Source organism: Asticcacaulis sp. AND118, assembly GCF_020535245.1.
GTDB lineage: Bacteria > Pseudomonadota > Alphaproteobacteria > Caulobacterales > Caulobacteraceae > Asticcacaulis.
Window position 1 is genome coordinate 2288672 of record NZ_CP084910.1, and the last position, 19735, is coordinate 2308406.

The window sequence follows — 19735 nt, forward strand, 5'->3', positions numbered from 1 at the left end:
TCCTCATGAAGCGCGACGACAATCGCAATATGTTCATCTTCCTCGCCCTCTCCATGGCGATCCTGTTCGGCTACCAGTTCTTCGTGGCCGGACCCAAGATGGAGAAGGAGCGCGCGGCCGCCGAGGCGCAGAAGAAGATCGAGGCTAAGAAGCAACCCGTCGCCACGCCGGAGTCGCTGTTCGTCGAGGGCAAGCTGCCGCGCGATCAGGCCGTCGCCGCCACGCCGCGCGTCGCCATCGACTCGCCGGCGCTGAAAGGTTCGCTGTCGCTGGCCGGTGCGCGCATCGACGACCTGTACCTGAAACAATATAAAGAGACGCTGAAGACCGACTCCCCCAATGTTGAGTTGTTCCGCCCGCAAGGGGCCGAACATGCCTACTACGCCGAATCGGGCTGGGTCGGCGCCAATGTCCCCGGCCTGCCCGCGGGCAACACGGTGTGGACCGTCCTGTCGGGCAGCGTCCTGTCGCCGGGCAAGGACGTGGTGCTGGGCCACGACGGCGGCACGGGCCTGCGCTTCGAGCGCCGCCTGAGCCTCGACGACAAGTACATGATCACCGTCACCGACACTGTGATCAACAGCACCGGCGCAGCGGTGACGCTGGCCCCCTACGCCAATATCGTCCGTCAGGGCGCGCCCGCCACGCTCGGCAAGAACATGATCCTGCACGAAGGCGGCATTGGCGCCTTCTCGAAGGACGCCACGGGCACGGGCTACACCACGCCGGAATTCAAATTCCATAACTGGGAAAAGGAAGAGAAGAAGGCCAACTTCAAGGCCGACTCGACCGGCGGCTGGATGGGCCTGACCGACAAGTACTGGCTGGCCGCCGTCATTCCGGACCAGAAGGCGAAGATCCACGCCTCGATGAAGGCGACCGATCAGACGTCCGCCGACGAAAAGGACTTCAACTTCCTCTATCAGGCCGGCTACGTCGCCGACGCGGTAACGGTGCAGCCGGGCAAGCCGGTCGCCGTGACCTATCGTATCTATGCGGGCGCCAAGCAGGCCTCGCTGCTGGCCGCCTATCAGGACAAGCTGAACCTGCCGGCCTTCGACAAGGCCATCGACTGGGGCAATTTCTGGTTCTTCACCCGCCCGATGTTCTTCGTGCTGGACTTCCTGTTCAAATATCTCGGTAATTTCGGCCTGGCCATTCTCGGCCTGACCGTTCTGGTCAAGCTCATCTTCTTCCCGCTGGCTCACAAGTCCTATGAGTCGATGACCAAGATGAAGATGCTTCAGCCGCAGGTCGAAGAGCTGAAGAAGAAGCACGAAGGCAATCCGCAGCAGATGCAGATTGAAATGATGGGCCTTTACCAGAAGGAAAAGGTCAATCCGATGTCGGGCTGTCTGCCGATCTTCGTGCAGATCCCGGTCTTCTACGCCCTGTACAAGGTGCTGTTCGTCACCATCGAAATGCGCCACGCGCCCTTCTTCGGCTGGATCAAGGACCTGTCGGACAAGGACCCGACGACCCTGTTCAACCTGTTCGGTCTCCTGCCCTACGATCCGGCAACCCTGCCGGTCGTCGGCGGCCTGATGGCGACCTCGCTGCACATCGGCGTCCTGCCGCTGCTGTACGGTGCGTCCATGTGGCTGTCGCAGAGCATGAACCCGCCGATGCCGGACCCCATGCAGCGCAAGATCTTCGCCTTCATGCCGGTGGTCTTCACCTTCATCATGGCCCCGTTCGCTTCGGGCCTGCTGATCTACTGGGTATGGAACAACGTCCTGACCGTCGCCCAGCAGTACATGCTGATGCGTCAAATGGGCGTGGAAAATCCGATCGACACCCTGCTGGGCAAGGTCGCGCGCACCAAGCCCAAGTCCGAAGCCGCCCATGTCATCGAAGTGGCCGAGGAAGCCATTCACGAAGGCGAAATCACGCAGGGCACCCCCGCCCGCAAGCCGCGCAAGCCCTCGACGACCGGCACCTCCGCCGGCGGCACCAAGCGCACGCGGACGAAAAAGGACTAAACAAGCGGTCCCATTCATACCTCCCCGCCTTTGGCGGGGAGGGGGACCATGAGCGGAGCGAGTGGTGGTGGGGTGGCTTACCCTTCCAATCTGCTCGCTGACAGACAGTAAGACACCCCACCACCCCGCCCTTTCGGGCGCGGTCCCCCTCCCCGCACTCCATGCAGGGAGGTATGATTTTTTCAGGAGGCCCACTCCATGACCGACGAAACCCAAACACCGCCCCAGACTCCACAAGAGCCCCTCTACTCCGAAGAGATCCTCGAAGCCGGGCGCGTGCTGTTCGCCCGTCAGGCCCAGTTCATGATGGGCGCGGCCAAGATCGAGCAACTGCCCAATGCCGACCTGCCCGAAGTGACCTTCGCCGGGCGTTCCAATGTCGGCAAGTCGAGCCTGATCAACGCGCTGGTGGGGCAGAACCACCTGGCGCGCGCCTCCAACGAGCCGGGCCGCACGCGCGAGGTCAACTTCTTCGTGCTGGACGAAAAGCTGCGTCTGGTCGATCTGCCGGGCTACGGCTGGGCCAAAGCGTCGAAGACAGAGGTCAAGAAGTTTCAGAACCTGGGGCGCGACTATCTGCGCGGCCGTCCGAACCTCAAACGCGCCTATCTGCTGATCGACGCGCGCCACGGGCTGAAAGAGGTCGATAACGAGCCGATGGACGCGCTGGATGTCGCGGCTGTGTCGTATCAGATCGTCCTGACCAAGGCCGACAAGATCAAGCCGCACGAGCTTCAGGCGGTAATCGAAAAGACGCAATTGCAGATCAAGAAGCGCCCGGCGGCTCACCCGGTGGTGCTGGCGACCTCTTCGGAGAAGGGCCTCGGCATCCCCGAACTGCGCGCCGAGATCATGACGACGTGTGCGGTCGCACCGTAAGTCTCATTCATACCTCCCCAACGCGTTGGGGTATAGCGCAGCGAAAGTACAGCTTTCGCAAGCGCTGGGACCGCATGACGCCGCGTTTAGCGGGGCGCTATACCCCGCCAAAGGCAGGGAGGTATAAGATAGCGCTCATGCACACCCCTTACGACGGTTCTCAGCCCCTGTTCCGCATCGGCCTTGCCCCCTTGGGCGATGCGCCGTGGCTCGAACGCGACGAGCGCCTGCCCGTCTATCTCGCCGAGAAAGACCGCCTGCTGAGGGATCATCGCGACGCTGTGTTCGGTGCCGAACCGGGCTCTGATATCGCTCAGGCGGAAACCCTGCGCCTGATCGAAGCCACGTTAAACGCCACGGCAAAACCGGATGACGCCCCGCTGATCGCCGCCGCGCGACTGGTAGCCGAAGACCTCGCCCTCCTGCAGAAATCCACGGAAGGCTGGCGGCTGACGGCGGGGTGCATCTGCTTCCCCTCGTCGTGGACGCTGGCGGAGAAACTCGGCAAGCCCCTGCACGACGTCCACGGTTCCGTGCCGGACTTCCAGCACGGCACGCGCAACGCCGCCATCATCGAGCGCATCTTCGACAATCTGCGCCCGGACGAGCCGGTCATCCGCTGGAACTGGTCGGTCTATGGCAACGATACGCTGCATCACCCGCACCTGTCTCCGCCGCGCCGCTTCGGGGACGGGGAACACGCCGAAAGCGTCTGGCTGCGCGTCGAGCGCCAGACCCTGCGCAAGCTGCCGCAGTCCGGCGCGGTGCTGTTCACCATCGGCGTTCACCTGACGCCGCTGGAGGCCATCGAGGCCCACCCGGAACGCGAACGCCTCACCGAAGGCCTGATCCGTCAGATCGAAGCCCTCGATGAGGCGCAAACCGATTACAAAGGCTTGTCGGCGGAACGGGCGCTCCTGCTCGGCAGGCTCAGGCGTTAGAGGTCTTCCTTGAGGATGGCCATTTCGAACATGTAGGAGCCTTCTTCGTCCTCGTCGACATAGACCACGCCGACGAAGTCTTCGCCGATATAGACCTCGGCGGAGTCCTTCTGCTTACGGGCCTTGACCTCAAGCCCCTTGGTGCCGAAGGTCTGGATCAGGTAGGCTTGCACCTTGGTGATTTCTGCGGGTGTCATGTGATTTTCTCTTATCTGGCTGGTCCCTGAGCGGCGTGATCAAAGCACGATTTCACCGTTGCGGGGATAAATTCTGCGTGTCTGTTTAGCCGCGAACGCCATCAGAGGCAAACCCCAAGGCGCAAGCGTCCCCATGCAAATGGCTCAAGAAATTTTGCCACGAAAAACACGAAAATCACGAACTTCAGTCTATGACGCGTGCGGGTGTGCGTTCACCGCAGACACGATAACGCTGCCCCCACGGCTTTTCGTGTTTTTCGTGGCTTAATATCAGATCACGTAATCGTAGATGACATCCGACAGCGTCTGATCCATCGACTTGGCCGGGTCGGGGCAGGTCTGGCAGTTGACCAGACGCGCCGGCACCCCCGCCGCCGTGCAGTGCGCCGGGACGGGCTTCAACACCACTGAGCCCGCGGCGACCTTGGCGTATTCGCCGATCTCGATATTGCCGAGCACCTTGGCGCCGGCGGCCAGCAACACGCCGCGGCCGATCTTGGGGTGGCGGTCGCCGGATTCCTTGCCCGTGCCGCCCAAAGTCACGCCCTGCAGGATCGACACGTCGTCGCCGACCATCGCCGTCTCGCCGATGACGATGCCGGTGCCGTGGTCGAGGAAGACGCCCTTGCCCACGCGCGACGCCGGGTGGATGTCGATCTGAAACAACTCGGACACACGGCTTTGCAGCAGATGCGCCATGGTGTAGCGCTTGTCCTGCCACAGGCTATGAGCGATGCGGTAGATTTGCAGGCTCAGGAAGCCTTTGAAGAACATAAAGGTTTGCAGATAGCCCTTGGCCGCCGGATCGCGCTCATAGACGGCCTGAAGGTCGGCCTCGGCGGCTTCGACGATGCCGGGGTCCTGCGCATGATAGCGCTGCACCATCTCGCGCACGGTCATGCCGCGCAGCGTATCGTCGGCCAGCTTGCGCGCGATATGATACGACAGGGCCGAGGCCAGATCATCGTGCGACAGGATGGTGGAATGCAGCAGCGACGCGAGGCCGGGCTCATCGGCGATGACGTCCGACGCTTCCTGACGCAGGGTCAGCCAGATCGGCTTGTCTTCGGGGGTGATGACTTCGAACGGCTGGGCCATGCGCTGATCCTTACAACATCTTCGCCACAAGCGCTGCGTCCAGCGCCCCTGTGACAGCCATATGGTACACCCTCAGTACCGCCGCAACGGTTAAGGAGTCCCGTATCTGGCCTTTTATAACAGCTTCGAGCACGTCTTTGAAGGCAACCCGCGCGATTTCGAGGTTTTCCGTGTCGTCCCACTCGGTTTCGCCCTCGCTCAGGCCCGTGGCCAGATAGAGGATCGCCGTCTCGTCCGTGACCGAATTGCTGAGATCGTAGCGCAGGATTTCTGTCCATTGTGCCGCATCCAACCCCGTTTCCTCGCGCAGTTCGCGCTGCGCCCCTTCGATCGGATCTTCGTCGAAATGCGCGCCGCCTTCGGGGATTTCCCAGCTATAGGCGTCGAAGGCGAAGCGCATCTGCCCGACCAGCGTCACCGTGCCGTCGTCATGCAGCGGCACCACGCCCACGGCGCGGTTGCGAAAATGCACAAAGCCATAGTGCGCGGGTTTTCCCGTCGGGGCCAGCGTCTCGTGGCTCTCGATCGAAATCCATGGCGTCTGATAGACCATCCGCCCGGTCAGGCTCTGCCAGCGCGGCCGCTTCGCGTCGTTCTCAGGCGAATCCCACGGCGGCAGGCTGTGCTCCTTACGATGCGAAACCTCGCGCGGCGGAATGTCGTTGGAAAAGGTATCGCTCATCGTGGTCCTCCGGTCTGTCAAAACCTGCCAGTCCGGCCTATATGGGATCAAGACTATTTTGATGATCAGAGTTTGTTTTCGCCTCATGCCAAAGTGCATTCCACTTTTTGACATGAGGCTTTAGGGGTGATTTATGACCGCAAAAGCCGATATCAGCCATCTGGACCTCGCCCCCATCCCCTTCGGCGCGCCCCTGCCCACCAGGGTGTCGGCCGAAACGCTGGAACTTCTGCTGACGCGGCGTTCGGCCCCGGCCCCGACGCTGGGCCTGCCCGCCCCGTCCGAAGACGAGATCGAGGTGCTGCTGAAGATCGGCTTCCGCGTCCCCGACCACGGCAAGATCGGCCCCTGGCGCATCGTGCGCTTCACGCCGGAGTCGAAGGCTAGACTGGTCGATAAACTGCGCGCTCTGGCAGAGACGCGCGGTGACAAGGCGCAGGCCGGCGCGCTGCTCAAGCTTTCGACGCCGCCGGAAGCCCTGCTGGTCGTCTATTCCCCGGTCCAGCCGCACAAAATTCCTCTGTGGGAACAGATGGGCTCGGCCTTCGCCATCTGTCAGAACCTGCTGATTGCCGCAGGCGCCATGGGCTACGGCGCCAACTGGATCACCGACTGGTACGCCTACGACGGCGAAGCCAAGGCCATCCTCGGCCTCAAGGACGGTGAAGAGGTGGCAGGTTTCATCTACCTTGGCACGCCGACCGAAGCGCCGCTGGAGCGCGACCGCCCGAACTACGCGGAACGGGTGAGTTTCTGGGAGGGATAAGAACCTCCGGCGGGCAGGGTCGCAGACCCTGCATCCGGATGTTAGAATATGTTCACCTCTGGTAGCGTGGCGAGCGCCTTTTTCTGCCGGGCACGAAGGTAAGACCGAGTGGCCAGAAGCCCTGAGAATACAGCCAGCATCGTTATTGCCAAAGGATAATAGTCCATCCAGAAGACCGAAAGCGCGAGAACATAAGACATGACGACCATCAAGCCGCCTATCAGCACCACCGCGAAAACGGTAAAATAAATTAGGTAGGCGGAGGTCCAAAGGTGTCGCTTGCGGATCAATCCATAAAGCTCCGCTATTGCAATCGCTGGCAAAACAAAGACCAGTATGGCAATCCAGTTCAAGTGGACTCGACTTCCGCCAACGAAGTCGAGTTCATTACTGACGACTGGCCAAAATCTCCAACCAACGATACTGAGCCAACTCCCCGTTGCCAAGACAAAAGCGCCGTAAATCCCGGCAACCGGAATGCGTATCCACCAACGGTCCCACATAGGTCACCCTCCCCCTGCGCGGATGATGTTTACATAAGATTAACCCGAATAACAGCCAATCTATCCCCGCAGATTGAAGCGCATCTATCCTCGTTCGCATGGACGCTGCGGAACGACATGACGATGCTTTGAGGCCCGAAGACCGGCGCATGCAATTGGGCGCCTTCGCCGATCGTATGCTGTTGGCACTGACCAAAACGGACGATCCGGAAACCGGCGAAGACATCGAAAAGGGCATCAGACGCGCCCTGCTGATCGAGCGTCTCTATTCGCGCGTCGATGCCTCGGAAGCCCGCGGCTCCAAACAGGTCACGCATCAGGTGGCTGTCAAAGCGAAACCCGCTGCGGCCACGGCTTCTGCCGCCGAAACCCCGTTTGAGATTGCCAGTCGTGCCTTGGCGATGAAAGCCAGGACCTTGCGACGCGCGGCTAAGGGCGATACCGAAAGCCTCCGGCAGGTAATGGCGCGTCATATCGAAGGACAAAACCCAACGACGAAAGGTCGGGACACGTCGTAACTTCTTATACCTCCCCATCTCTGATGGGGAGGGGACCGCGCCCGAAGGGCGTGGTGGTGGGGTATCTTGCGGAGCCTCAATGGCCGCAGTCGTAAGTAAGCAAGAAGCCCCACCACCACATCTCACCGACTTCGTCGGCTCGTGCGGTCCCCCTCCCCGGCGAAGCCAGGGAGGTATAGGGTGCCAAGCTTACCCCCGGCCGCGATAGGTCGCCACGCCAAAGTCGGGGATCAGCACACCCTTCGGCGGTTCGGTCGTTTGCCAGAAGACGTCAATCGGGATGCCGCCGCGCGGATACCAGAAACCGCCGATCCTGAGCCAGCGCGGCTCCAGCAGATCACGCAGGCGCTTGGCGATATAGATAGTGCAATCCTCGTGGAAGGCCCCGTGATTGCGGAACGCCGTTAGAAACAGCTTCAGCGACTTCGACTCGACCAGCCATTCGTCCGGCACATAGTCGATGACGATGTGCGCGAAATCGGGCTGCCCCGTCACCGGACACAGCGACGTGAATTCCGGCGCCGTGAAGCGCGCCACATAGTCGATATCCGTATGCGGGTTCGGCACGCGCTCCAGCACCGCGCTTTCCGGGTCGGTCGGCGCGCCGAGCTGCTGGCCCAGTTGCGTCAGGTTATCGGTATAGTGCGCCATCGAAAAACAGCCTTTCCAACTCACCCATTTCGGGCAATACTCAAGATAATACAACAATTTACTTAAGGGCAAGAAACGACCATGGCCATTCCGGACACCCTGAAGACAGGCCTCGCCTTCCCCGCCATCGCCGCGCCGATGTTCCTGGTCTCCGGGCCGGAGCTGGTCATCGCGACGTGCAAGAGCGGCATGATCGGCACCTTCCCGGCGCTCAATCAGCGGACCACCGAAGGCTATGCGCAATGGCTCGACGAAATTCAAGGGGCGCTGACGCCTGAGGACGCCCGCTTCGGCGTCAATATGATCGTCCACCCGACCAATTCAAGGCTGATGGCCGACATGACGGTCACCGTCGAAAAGAAGGTGCCGCTGGTCATCACTTCGCTGGGGGCCGTGCGCGACGTGGTCGACGCGGTGCATAGCTACGGCGGCGTGGTCTTCCACGACATCACCACGGTACGCCACGCCCAAAAGGCCGCCGAAGCCGGGGTGGATGGCCTGATCCTCGTCTGCAACGGCGCGGGCGGCCACGCCGGCACCTACAACCCCTTCGCCCTGCTGGGGGAAATCCGTCAGTGGTACACAGGGACCATCGTCCTGTCGGGCTGCCTGTCGAGCGGGTCCGACGTCGCCGCCGCTCTGATGATGGGCGCGGACCTCGCCTATATGGGCACGCGCTTCATCGCCACGCAGGAGGCTCTGGCCAGCGACGGCTATAAGGCCATGCTGACCGAAAGCTCGGCCAAGGACATCGTCTACACCCCGGCCATTTCCGGCGTCCCCGCCTCCTTCCTGCTGCCCTCGCTGGAAAGCCACGGCATTACGAAGGACATGCTCAAGGACATGACGACCAAGATCGACATGGACCATGAGATGAGCGACGACGCCAAGGCGTGGAAGACCCTGTGGTCCGCCGGTCAGGGCACGGGCAATGTCCGTGACGTGCCGACCGCTTCGGCGCTGATCGCGCGACTGAAAACAGAATATTCCCAAGCTACGCAAAGGTTTGCGCAGAATTCCATTGTCTGAGGATAATTGAATTCTTATCGAGAGCACCCCAGTTTAAAGGCCGACCACCCCTCGTGCGCCAAGTTTTGTGACATTTTCATTGCAATTTAATGACAATGCGGGCATGCGCGGAGATGGAAAACGGAGCCGCACTGCACCTTGCCCAGATTCGTCCTGCCTACTGTTCTGTCTCTTCTGGTCTTTACCGCGCCGACCGCATTTGCAGCGCCGACGGGTAATTTCGTCGCCGACTGGAGCGACGACTGGGCCGAGGCGCTGGAAGGCTGGAAGATCAACGGTCAACTGACCGCTGCGACGGATTCGACCAGCAAGGGTATTTCTGAGACCCAGGGCAACGGACAACTGTCCGGCGCGGTGACGGCGACGCGCGGCTGGTTCTACAGCTCGGCCCGGCTGAAGAACGTCAAGGGTTCGGACGGCAGCGACCATCAGGCGGCCCTGGCGCTCGGCGGTCGCTGGACGGTTGGGCCGCAAATCCACGTCAACAGCCAGATCATCTACAAGGTCAATACAGGGGCCCACCCCGGCGGCGACAACCGTTTCACCGAATGGCAGACCGAGGCCAGCCGCAAGTTCGGCGCGACGACGCTGCAGGCCCTGACCCTCTGGACGCCGGATGCGTCGGGCTCGACCAAAGAAGCCTTCTATTATGAGGTGGGCGTCGAGCACGAACTGTCCGAACGCTGGAGCGTGTCGGGCGGTATCGGTGAGCGGAAGATCGAGCCGAAGCGTAACTATACGGCCTGGAATGCGGGGGCGACGGTGGCGCTCAATGCGAAGACATCGCTGGACCTGCGCTATTACGACACCAACCGGCATGAATATTCCAAGGCCCACGGCGAGCGGTTTGTGGTGGCGTTGCAGAGGAAGTTTTGACTCCCTCCCCCTGTGCCGCCGGCATGGGGAGTTGGATGCGAGCATAGAGCAGACGGAGGGGGAGGACTCAGACTACGGTGCGCGATGAAAACCGGTTAGCTTCGCCCCCTCCGTCAGCCCTCCGGGCTGCCACCTCCCCATTTGGTTCGCAACAGGGAGGAGAATCAACCCGCCGACGCCAGACTGCGCTGGATATCCGCCACGGCTTCCTTGAACGCATCGCCGCGCGCTTCGAAATCCGTGAACTGGTCCTGCGAGGCACAGGCGGGCGACAGCAGCACCACCTCTTCCCTGCCCGACTTTTCCGCCGCCGCAAAGGCCTGAGCCACGGCGGTGAACAGCAGGCGCGACTGGGTGCAGGGCGCGGCCGTTCCGATGGTCTTTTCGAACAGTTCCGCCGCCTCGCCGATCAGATAGACGTGCTTCACCCGCGGGAACAGGTCTTTCAGTTCCTCGATGCCGCCGGCCTTGGCGCGGCCCCCGGCGATCCAGAAAAAGCCGTCATAGCTCGACATGGCCTGACGCGCGGCATCGGCATTGGTGGCCTTGGAATCGTTGACGAAGCGCACGTTCTTGATGCGCCCGATCTCTTGCATCCGGTGGTCGAGACCGGGGAAGGAGCGGATGCCCGCCACGATCGCCTCGACCGTCAGGCCCAACGCCCGGCAGGCCGAATAGGCGGCGCAGGCGTTTTGCCAGTTGTGGCGGCCCGTCAGGGTGCGCACGGTCTTCAGGTCGATGATCTGACGCGCGCGGTCGGCGGTGGCGTCATAGATAACCCCGTTCAGCGCATAGACCCCGCGCCCCAGCGTGCGGCGCGACGAAATGGGGATGAGCTTTACCGGATGGTGCGCGGTCATCTCGGTCACCAGCCCCTGCGAGTCGTCGTCGTCCGTACCGATGACCGCCGTCTGGGCCTCGGTCTGGTTCATGAAGATGCGCTTCTTGGCCTTCACGTAACCGGCCATGTCGCCATGCCGGTCGAGGTGGTCGGGCGAGAAGTTCATCAGCACCGCCACGTCGGGGCGGAAGGTCTGGGTCAGGTCGAGTTGATAGGATGAGGTTTCGATGACGTAGATGGTTCCGGCGTGCATGTCGGGCAGGTCGAGCACGCCGATGCCGATATTGCCGCCGATATGGGCGTCGCGACCGGAGGCCTTAAGGATATGGCCGATCAGGGCCGTCGTGGTCGACTTGCCGTTGGTGCCGGTGATGGCGACGGTCCTGGGGCGGTGCTTTTCCGGCAGGGCGTTCAGCGTGCGCGCGAACAGTTCGATATCGCCGATGACCGGCACATTGGCGGCCTGCGCGGCTTTGACGGTCCAGTGGGGTTCCGGATGGGTCAGCGGCACGCCGGGCGACAGCATCAGGGCGTCGATCTCGGACCAGTCGGCGACCTTGAGGTTCTCGATGGTGAAGCCTTCTTTCGACGCAGCCAGCATCGACTGCGGCTTGTCGTCCCACAAAAGCGGCTCGGCGCCGCCGGCCTTCAGCGCGCGCGCCGCCGACAGGCCGGACCGGCCCAGACCGAAAATGGCGACGCGCTTGCCTTCGAAACCTCTGACGGGGATCAAACTCGTTCTCCGTGGCTTAAGAGCCCCACCACCACATCTCATTTGCTTCACAAACTCGTGCGGTCCCCTCCCCAACACGTTGGGGAGGTATGATGGAGGCTTTCCTTATACCTCCCCGGTTTACTGGGGAGGGGGACCGCGCCGATTTATCGGCGTGGTGGTGGGTATCTTGTTTTAACGCAACTTCAACGTGGCCAGGCCGACCATGGCCAGTATGCCCGCCACGATCCAGAAGCGGATCACAACGGTCGATTCCGCCCAGCCCAGCTTCTCGAAATGGTGGTGGATCGGCGCCATCAGGAAGACCCGCTTGCCGGTCAGCTTGAAATAACCGATCTGGATCATCACCGACAGGGCCTCGACCACGAACAGGCCGCCCACAATGGCCAGCACGATCTCGTGCTTGATGGCCACGGCGGTCATACCCAGACCGCCACCCAGCGCCAGCGAGCCCGTGTCGCCCATGAATATCTTGGCCGGGGGGGCGTTATACCACAAAAAGCCCATGCCGCCGCCGATAACCGCCGCGAGGAAGACCGCCACCTCGCCCGAACCCGGCACGAAGTGGACATTGAGGTAGTTGGCGAAGACGTAGTTGCCGACGGCGTAGGAGATGATGCCGAAGGTGCCCGCGGCGATCATCACCGGCACGATGGCCAGCCCATCCAGACCGTCGGTCAGGTTGACGGCGTTCGACGCGCCCACAATGACCACGGCGGCAAAGACGATGTAGAAATAGCCGAGATTGAACAGCACGTTTTTGAAGATCGGCACGGCCAGAGACGTCGACAGGCCCGAAGAGGTCGGCGACTGCGGCCCCAGAAACACCAGCAGCGCCGCCGCGACCCCCGCCACGATGAACTGCGCGATCAGCTTCTGCGAGCCCGACAGACCGGCCGAGGACTGCTTGGTCACCTTGGCGTAGTCGTCGATGAAGCCGAGAAAGCCATAGATCATGGTGACGCCCAGCACCACCCAGACGGTCAGGCTGCGCAGGTCGGCCCACAGCAGCGTGGCGACCAGTATCCCCGCCAGGATCATCAGCCCGCCCATGGTCGGCGTGCCCTTCTTGGTCAACAGGTGCGACTGCGGGCCATCCTCGCGGATCGGCTGGCCCTTGCCCTGACGGGCGCGCATCCAGCGGATGAAGCGCGAGCCCATGGCCACGGCCACCAGATAGGAGGTGATGATGGCCAGTCCGACGCGGACGGTCTGATATTTCAGGAGGTTGAGCAGCGGCCAGTGGTCCAGCGCCGCGAAATGCTCATACAGGAAGTAAAACATGCACTTTTATCCTAGAAAGCTCTTGGCGATCAGGCCTGCCTTCGATCCGTTGGAGCCCTTTATCATAACAATGTCGTTCGGGCGCAAGGCCGATTTCAGCGCTTCCACCAGTTCCGTCGCCGTCGCCGCGTAAGCCCCGCGCTGTGCCTCGGGCAGGACGTCCCACAGGGCCTTCATCAGCGGCCCGGCGACAAACACCCGATCGATGCCCGCCGCCGCTATGGCCGGAACCAGACCGGCGTGGCGCTCGGCCTCGTCGGGGCCCAGTTCCAGCATGTCGGTCATCACCGCGATGCGGCGGCCACCCGCCGGCACCTGACGCCCGGCCAGTCCGTTCAGCGTGGCGACCATCGAGATCGGGTTGGCGTTATAGCTTTCGTCGATCAGCGTTACATGCCCGCCTTCGACCGCGATGCGGTGCTCGGCCCCGCGCCCGTCCAGCGCCGCGAAATCCGACAGGGCGGCCAGCGTGGTCTGCGTATCCACCTTCAACGCCTCGGTCATCAGCAGCACCGACAGGGCGTTGAGCGCCTGATGCTTGCCCGTATGGGCCAGCGTAAAGGCAATGTCCTTGCCGTGCAGGGTGGCGGTGACCTGCGCCTTGCCGCCCACCACCTCGTGGCTGATCAGGCGGGCGTCGGCGCCCTCGCCTTCGCCGAAGCTCTGCACTCTGGCGCCGGTTTCCACCGCACGGTCCTTCAGTTCGGCAAACCAGCCATTATCGGCATTGAGAATAGCCAGACCGCCGTATTTCAGGCCGTCGAAAATCTCGGCCTTTGCCTTCATCACCCCTTCTTCGCCGTCAGGGAAGTTCTCGGTGTGGACCGCGCCGACCGTGGTGATGATCACCGCATCGGGCTCGACCAGTTCGGACAGGGGCGTGATCTCGTCGGCGTGGTTCATGCCGATCTCGAACACGGCGCGCTCGGTGTCGGCGGGCATCCGCGCCAGGGTCAGCGGCACGCCGATATGGTTGTTGAAGCTTTTGACCGCGGAATGGGCGCGCCCGGCGCGGGTCAGGGCCGCCATGACCATCTGCGTCACCGAGGTCTTGCCCACCGAACCCGTCACCGCGCCTCTGAGGGCCGGCGCGCGGTCGCGGGCATAGGCCCCCAGCTTTTCCAGCGCCTTCAAGACATCCGGCACCATCAGACACGGCCCGCCCTCTATCGGCTTGCGCGTAATGGCGCAGACCGCCCCCTGCGCAAAGGCCTGGGCCACGAAGTCGTGGCCGTCGCGTATGCCGGACAGGGCCAGGAAGATGTCGCCGGGCTGCACCTGACGGCTGTCGAAGGTGATACCGGTGGCGCGGATATCGCCTGCGTCGGCGCTCAGGCCCGCAAAGGTGCCGCCTGTGGCGGTGAGCAGTTCGGTTCCGGTCCAGAGAGGTGTGGTCATTGTAACTCCAAGTCCCCCTCTCCCTTGAGGGAGAGGGCCGGGGTGAGGGGGAGTCCGGGGCACTGCCGGCCCCCTCACCCGGCCCATAGACGAACGTCTCTGGACCACCCTCTCCCTCAAGAGAGAGGGGTTGTTATGCGTTCAAGGCTTCGAGCACTACACCGGCGTCGTCGAAAGGCAAGACCTTTCCGGCGACGATCTGACCCTGTTCGTGCCCCTTGCCCGCCACGACCAGCACATCGCCGCTTTTCAGCGAGGCGACGGCGTCGAAAATGGCCTGACGGCGGTCGCCGATCTCAAGGACGTTGGACGACTGCGTTCCGGCCAGACCGGCCATGATCTGGGCGCGGATGGCGGCCGGTTCCTCGGAACGCGGATTGTCGTCGGTGACGATGACGCGGTCGGCGAGACGCTCGGCAATGCCGCCCATCAGCGGGCGCTTGCCCCGGTCGCGATCGCCGCCGCAGCCGAAGACGCAGACCAGACGGCCCTGCGTATGCGGGCGCAGCGCCTTAAGCACGGTCTCAAGCCCGTCCGGCGTATGGGCGTAGTCGACATAGACCTCCGCCCCGTTGCCGGTAGACCCGACGCGCTCCAGACGCCCGCGCGCGCCGTTGAGGTGCGACAGGGCCTCCAGCACGGGCTCGATCTTCTGCCCGGCGGCCAGGCACAGGCCCGCGGCGACCAGCGCGTTCGACGCCTGAAACAGCCCGGCCAGCCTGAGCTTGACCTCGAACTTGCGGCCCTGATGCTCAAGATAGAGGATCTGCCCGTCCACCGTCAGGTCGCGGTGCGTCAGGCTGAGGTGCTGCCCGCGCTCGCCGACGCTGATCAGCGAAGCCCCGGCGGTGATGGCCGAGGCGGCGAAGGCGTTATAGGCGTCGGAATCGGCATTGAGGACCGCCGTGCGGCCGCGCGGCAGCAACTGCTCGAACAGCCGCAGCTTGGCGGCGCGGTAGGCCTCCATGGTCGCGTGATAGTCGAGATGGTCCTGCGTCAGATTGGTGAAACCCGCCGCCGACAGGGTCACCCCGTCGAGGCGGCGCTGATCGATGCCGTGCGAGGAGGCTTCGATGGCCAGGTGCGTCACGCCCTGTTGCGCCAGCGCGGCCAGATGCTCGGCGATGTCGGCGGCGTCCGGCGTTGTCAGGCCCGGCGGGGTGACGGCGTGTTCGGCGGCGCCGTTCTGGGTGACGATGCCCAGCGTGCCGACACTGGCCGAATGATAGCCCATATGGGCGAACATCTGACGGCAGAAGGTCGCGACCGAGGTCTTGCCATTGGTGCCGGTGACGGCGACGCAGGTCTTGGGCTGCGCGCCGTAAAAGGCCTTGGCGGCCAGCGCGTAGGCGCGGCGCACATCATAGGCAGTCAGGATGTTGGAGCCGTCGAGCGCGGTGTCTTCGGGAGCCAGAACGGCCACCGCGCCCTGCGACAAGGCCTGGGGAATGAATTCGCGGCCATCGCGCGCCGAACCCGGCAGGGCGCAGAACAGCGTGCCCTTGCCCACCTTGCGGCTGTCGGCGGTCACGCCGGTCACGACCGGATCGACGTCCAGATCGCGCCTCAATATGTCCGACAGGCGAACGCCGCTCATTGTTCAGTTCCCTTTTTCATACGCGTACTCATCACCCTAATGCCCGCCCGCCACCGGCGCGGCTTCGGTCACCGCGACGCCGCCGGTCTGCTCTTCCTTCATGACCTGTGCCTTAACCCACTCCGAGTCGGCGAACTTGTCATCCTTTCGCGCCACATTCAGGAAGGGCGCGATGCGATCGATCACGCGACCGGCCACGGGTGCGGCCACCCAGCCGCCGGTGCGCAGGCCGAACGTGTCCTTGTTGCCGGTCGGCTCATCGACCATGATCATCACCATGTAGCGGTCGTCCTCGACATTGCCGTCCGTCGGGAAGACGGCGACGAAGGAGGACAAAAGCTTCGAGCGGTCATAGCGCCCGCCGATGACCTTTTCCGCTGAGCCGGTCTTGCCGCCGACGCGCAGGCCCGGAACATTGGCCTTGCCGCCCGTGCCTTTCAGCACGTTGACGCGCATCAGGTCGAGCATCTGGCGCGAGGTATTGGCCGAAAAGACGCGCTCGCCCTTCAAAGGCTGGGCCGGGTCGTACTTGCGCAGGGTCAGGGGCCGCAGCCAGCCGCCGTTCATCGTCGCCGACGCCGCCTGAGCATAGGACAGGGGCGAGATCGACATGCCGTGCCCGAAGGAGGACGAGGCCAGCGAGTCCTTCGACCACTTCTTCGGCAGCAGCGGCGAGGCGGTTTCGGCCAGCTCGATATCGGCAGCGCGGAACAGGCCCAGCGCGTTGTAGAACTTGGTCATCGTGTCGACGCCGACGCTTTCCGCCATCAGGGTCGTGCCGATATTGGACGAGACGAGGAACACGTCCTCAAGCGTCATAATGCGGTTTTCGGCGTGGTAGTCCGAAATCTTGCGCTTGCCCAACTGGTATGGCGTGCGCGCATCATAGGTGGTGTTAAGCGACGCCGTGCCCGATTCCAGACCGATGGCCACCGACAGCACCTTGAACACCGAACCCACCTCGAACACCGAATTGGTGACGCGGTTCAGCTTGCTGTTGTCAGGGAAGCGCCCGGCCTGATTGGGGTCGAATTCCGGCCAGCTCGACATGGCGATGACCTCGCCCGTGCGCACATTGGTGACGAGGCCGATGGCGCCCTTGGCGTTCTGAGCGATAGCGACATCGCGGATCTCGTTTTCCAGCGCGCCCTGCACCCGCAGGTCCATGGCCAGCGGGAAGGGATCGTTCGAGCGGGCGATCTGGTCCTGGAAGGCGCGTTCGGCCCCGGCGAGGCCCTTGCCGGCCTTTTCGGTCATACCGATATAGAAGGCGCCGGCCGTGCCCAGCGGGTAGCCACGCATCCGGCGCGGCTCGAAGCCGACGCCCGGCAGGCCGTAGCCGAGGATGCGCGCCTTGTCCGAGGCCGACAGCCACGGCATGACCATCATGCGCTTTTCGCCGCCCAACGCCGAATCGAGCTGATCGCGCGGAATTTCCGGCAGGAGTTGCGTCAGGGCGCGGCGCACCAGCGGACGGTCCGCCGCCATGATGTCCGCCGGATCGAGGAACAGGTCGTAGTTGAAGATGTCGGTGGCCAGAAGCGCACCGTTGCGGTCGACAATGTCGGCGCGGGCGTCGGCGGGCAGGCTGTAGTCGACGCCGCCGTGACCACCGGCAATGGCCGATTTGATGGCGAAGCCCGACAGCACGACATAGATGACGCCCATCGCCACGAGGATGAAGAAGATGCGCATGCGGGCGCTGGCCAGCCGGTCGGACGACACGGCATTGGCGCGCTCAAAGGCGTGTTCGACCTTCCACATGCGGTCGGCCACCCACTGGAAGCCGGAGGCGGTCGAATCGATGAACGACAGTCGGTGTCCGTACCTCATCGCGCGGCCTCCGCTGTCGTAGCCGTGGCCGCCGCCGTCGCGGCTTCGGCGATCGGCGCGGTGGCCTCTTCGGCGATGGCCGGGGCGGCGGTCGCGGGCGCGTGCACTTCCGGACGGGCGACCGAGCGCGAAATTTCCACCAGATTGTCGAGCCCCGCCTCACGCTTGGGCGACAAAGGCTGCATCCCCAGATACTGCCGGGCCAGCGCCTCGATCCGCGCCGGCTGCTCCAGATTGGCCACCTTGACCTTGAGATCCTTGATCGCGGCCTGCTCCTGCGCGATTTGGGCGTTAAGCGCGTTGAGGCGCGCCACCTCCTGCCCTTCCCTGACCTTGGACAGACAGACCCAGAAGATCATGATCAGGGCCAGCACGAGGCCGATGGCTTCGATCAGGCGGACGCCGCGGATACGGCGGTCGAACAGACGCATCAGGGCTTTCATCTGACGGCTCTCCGGGAAGGGGACGCTTTACTGGGAGCCGAAAACGGCGGGTGAACGGTGCGGTGCGCCGCGCGCAGCTTGGCCGAACGGGCGCGCGGATTGACGCTCAGTTCGGCTTCGGACGGGGCGACAGCCCTGGCCTTGTCGAGGCGATAGGTCGGCGCGGGGCCGGACTGCATCTGCGGCGCGTGGCGCGATCCCGACGGCGTGCGCCCGGCGCGCTCGGCCAGGAAGGACTTGACCATACGGTCTTCGAGCGAATGGAAGGTGACGACCGCCAGCACGCCCTCGGGCTTCAACAGACGCTCGGACATTTCCAGCGCGGCTTCCAGTTCGCCCAGTTCGTCGTTCACGGCGATGCGCAGGGCCTGAAAGGTCTTGGTGGCCGGATGCACCTTGTCGCCACGACGGCCGCCCACGGCCTTTTCGACCACAGCGGCGAGGTCGAGCGTCCGCGCGAAGGGCTCTTCCTTGCGGCGCTTGACGATAGCGGCGGCGATGGCGCGCGATCTGTGCTCCTCGCCGTAAAGCCAGATAATATGGGCGATGTCGACCTCGGCCCAGTCATTGACGATGTCGGCAGCGCTCAGGCCGTCCACCGCCATCCGCATGTCCAGCGGCCCGTCGCGCATGAAGGAGAAGCCGCGATCCGCCTCATCGAGTTGCATGGAGGAGACGCCGATATCCAGCACGATAGCATCGACCTGATCGACCCCAAGTTCGGCCAGCCCCTCGACCATCTCAGAGAAGGGCCGATTGACGAAGCGGAAGCGGTCGGGGAAGTCGCCGCGCACGCCGTCCACGAACGGCAGGACGCGGGCGTCGCGATCGAAGGCGATGACCTCGGCCCCGCGCTCCAGGAAGGCGCGCGTATAGCCGCCGGCGCCGAAGGTGCCGTCGACCACCACGCGGCCGGCCTCGGGCGCGACGGCGGCGACGACTTCGTTCAGCAGGACGGAGATGTGCGGGGCTTCGCTCCCAAATTCGCTCATAGGCCCAGCTCCGTCAGCACGCCGGACAGTTCGGCCTCCTGCGTCGCCAGATGGGCGGCGTAGGCGTCGGGGTTCCAGATCTGGAAACGGTCGTAAAGCCCGACCAGCAGCACGGCGTCCTTCAGCCCGAACTGCTCGCACAGGCCGTCCGGCAGGGTCATCCGACCGGCGGAATCGAAATTCAGGCGCGCCATGTCGCCGAAGATGCGCGCTTCGAGGATGCGGCGCGGGGCGGAACCGAAGGGCTGCGCATCGACGATCTTTTTGTAATGGGAGAAGAACTGCGCGCCGCCGCACTCGACACAACCCAGGGATTTAAGTGCGAAGGCATAGAGGCCGTCAAAGCCATCGAGCCCCTCGAACGACACCAGCGCAGCCGCACGGAAGTCCTGCGGGACCAGCAGTCTCCGCTTCGCATCCAGTTGCTTCTCGTGCGTCGAGAGAAACACCCCTGCGCGCCCGGGCCGATGCCCGCTCCCTCTAATCCGTGGT

The 19735-nt window shown here is 63.6% G+C and carries 20 protein-coding genes; 7 read left to right on the forward strand and 13 right to left on the reverse strand.

Annotated features, from left to right (window positions below):
- The first annotated feature begins 5 nt into the window (after positions 1–5).
- The 3 genes from yidC to LH365_RS11065 all read left to right on the forward strand — a co-directional run bounded on the left by yidC (position 6) and on the right by LH365_RS11065 (position 3802).
- Positions 6–1982: a membrane protein insertase YidC gene (gene yidC, locus LH365_RS11055; protein ID WP_226743687.1), complete on the forward strand. Its 1977-nt coding sequence runs from the start codon at positions 6–8 to the stop codon at positions 1980–1982.
- Positions 1983–2180: 198 nt separating this feature from the next.
- Positions 2181–2861 (forward strand): ribosome biogenesis GTP-binding protein YihA/YsxC, encoded by a 681-nt coding sequence (gene yihA / locus LH365_RS11060; protein ID WP_226743688.1) that lies wholly within the window; start codon positions 2181–2183, stop codon positions 2859–2861.
- Between the two features lie 137 nt (positions 2862–2998).
- On the forward strand, positions 2999–3802 hold the full coding sequence (locus LH365_RS11065; protein ID WP_226743689.1) for a DUF3445 domain-containing protein: 804 nt from the start codon (positions 2999–3001) through the stop codon (positions 3800–3802).
- On the opposite strand, the gene LH365_RS11070 is transcribed toward LH365_RS11065, so the two are convergent.
- The 3 genes from LH365_RS11070 to LH365_RS11080 form a co-directional block, all read right to left on the reverse strand.
- Positions 3799–3999 carry a DUF3126 family protein gene (locus LH365_RS11070; protein WP_226743690.1) on the reverse strand — a complete coding sequence of 67 codons (201 nt, stop codon included), beginning with the start codon at positions 3997–3999 and terminating at the stop codon, positions 3799–3801. The two genes, LH365_RS11065 and LH365_RS11070, sit on opposite strands and share 4 nt — an antisense overlap.
- A 270-nt stretch (positions 4000–4269) precedes the next feature.
- Positions 4270–5097, reverse strand: a complete 828-nt coding sequence (gene cysE, locus LH365_RS11075; protein WP_226743691.1) for a serine O-acetyltransferase — start codon at positions 5095–5097, stop codon at positions 4270–4272.
- Between the two features lie 10 nt (positions 5098–5107).
- Complete coding sequence (locus tag LH365_RS11080; protein ID WP_226743692.1) at positions 5108–5779, reverse strand: NUDIX hydrolase; 672 nt, start codon at positions 5777–5779, stop codon at positions 5108–5110.
- 133 nt (positions 5780–5912) lie between these two features.
- Here LH365_RS11080 and LH365_RS11085 point away from each other — a divergent pair, with 133 nt between their 5' ends.
- Positions 5913–6545, forward strand: coding sequence for a nitroreductase (locus LH365_RS11085; RefSeq protein WP_226743693.1), 633 nt, complete (start codon positions 5913–5915; stop codon positions 6543–6545).
- A gap of 41 nt (positions 6546–6586) precedes the next feature.
- On the opposite strand, the gene LH365_RS11090 is transcribed toward LH365_RS11085, so the two are convergent.
- Positions 6587–7048 carry a hypothetical protein gene (locus tag LH365_RS11090; protein ID WP_226743694.1) on the reverse strand — a complete coding sequence of 154 codons (462 nt, stop codon included), beginning with the start codon at positions 7046–7048 and terminating at the stop codon, positions 6587–6589.
- A gap of 149 nt (positions 7049–7197) precedes the next feature.
- On the opposite strand from LH365_RS11090, the gene LH365_RS11095 reads away from it, so the two are divergent.
- Positions 7198–7566 carry a hypothetical protein gene (locus tag LH365_RS11095; protein WP_226743695.1) on the forward strand — a complete coding sequence of 123 codons (369 nt, stop codon included), beginning with the start codon at positions 7198–7200 and terminating at the stop codon, positions 7564–7566.
- A gap of 189 nt (positions 7567–7755) precedes the next feature.
- Here the strand turns inward: LH365_RS11095 and queF are convergent, their stop codons facing one another.
- On the reverse strand, positions 7756–8217 hold the full coding sequence (gene queF, locus LH365_RS11100) for a preQ(1) synthase (protein WP_226743696.1): 462 nt from the start codon (positions 8215–8217) through the stop codon (positions 7756–7758).
- 81 nt (positions 8218–8298) lie between these two features.
- On the opposite strand from queF, the gene LH365_RS11105 reads away from it, so the two are divergent.
- Entirely contained in the window at positions 8299–9246 is a 948-nt protein-coding gene (locus LH365_RS11105; protein ID WP_226743697.1) for a nitronate monooxygenase family protein, read from the forward strand.
- 138 nt (positions 9247–9384) lie between these two features.
- Positions 9385–10122, forward strand: coding sequence for a TorF family putative porin (locus tag LH365_RS11110; RefSeq protein ID WP_226743698.1), 738 nt, complete (start codon positions 9385–9387; stop codon positions 10120–10122).
- 164 nt (positions 10123–10286) lie between these two features.
- Here LH365_RS11110 and murD read toward each other — a convergent pair whose 3' ends face one another.
- The 8 genes from murD to LH365_RS11150 all read right to left on the reverse strand — a co-directional run bounded on the left by murD (position 10287) and on the right by LH365_RS11150 (position 19692).
- Positions 10287–11696: a UDP-N-acetylmuramoyl-L-alanine--D-glutamate ligase gene (gene murD / locus LH365_RS11115; RefSeq protein ID WP_226743699.1), complete on the reverse strand. Its 1410-nt coding sequence runs from the start codon at positions 11694–11696 to the stop codon at positions 10287–10289.
- A 174-nt stretch (positions 11697–11870) separates the two neighbouring features.
- Positions 11871–12980: a phospho-N-acetylmuramoyl-pentapeptide-transferase gene (gene mraY / locus LH365_RS11120; RefSeq protein WP_226743700.1), complete on the reverse strand. Its 1110-nt coding sequence runs from the start codon at positions 12978–12980 to the stop codon at positions 11871–11873.
- 6 nt (positions 12981–12986) lie between these two features.
- The gene (gene murF, locus LH365_RS11125; protein ID WP_226743701.1) at positions 12987–14378 is read right to left on the reverse strand and encodes a UDP-N-acetylmuramoyl-tripeptide--D-alanyl-D-alanine ligase; all 1392 of its coding nucleotides are present in this window, start codon (positions 14376–14378) and stop codon (positions 12987–12989) included.
- A 133-nt stretch (positions 14379–14511) separates the two neighbouring features.
- Positions 14512–15975 (reverse strand): UDP-N-acetylmuramoyl-L-alanyl-D-glutamate--2,6-diaminopimelate ligase, encoded by a 1464-nt coding sequence (locus LH365_RS11130; protein WP_226743702.1) that lies wholly within the window; start codon positions 15973–15975, stop codon positions 14512–14514.
- Positions 15976–16011: 36 nt separating this feature from the next.
- Positions 16012–17808 (reverse strand): penicillin-binding protein 2, encoded by a 1797-nt coding sequence (locus LH365_RS11135; protein ID WP_226743703.1) that lies wholly within the window; start codon positions 17806–17808, stop codon positions 16012–16014.
- Positions 17805–18251 carry a septum formation inhibitor MinC gene (locus LH365_RS11140; RefSeq protein WP_226743704.1) on the reverse strand — a complete coding sequence of 149 codons (447 nt, stop codon included), beginning with the start codon at positions 18249–18251 and terminating at the stop codon, positions 17805–17807. Before LH365_RS11140 ends, LH365_RS11135 begins: the two co-directional genes overlap by 4 nt.
- Positions 18248–19243, reverse strand: coding sequence for a 16S rRNA (cytosine(1402)-N(4))-methyltransferase RsmH (gene rsmH / locus LH365_RS11145; RefSeq protein WP_226743705.1), 996 nt, complete (start codon positions 19241–19243; stop codon positions 18248–18250). The genes LH365_RS11140 and rsmH overlap by 4 nt, the downstream gene beginning before the upstream one ends.
- Positions 19240–19692 (reverse strand): division/cell wall cluster transcriptional repressor MraZ, encoded by a 453-nt coding sequence (locus LH365_RS11150; RefSeq protein ID WP_226743706.1) that lies wholly within the window; start codon positions 19690–19692, stop codon positions 19240–19242. Before LH365_RS11150 ends, rsmH begins: the two co-directional genes overlap by 4 nt.
- Between the last annotated feature and the right edge of the window lie 43 nt (positions 19693–19735).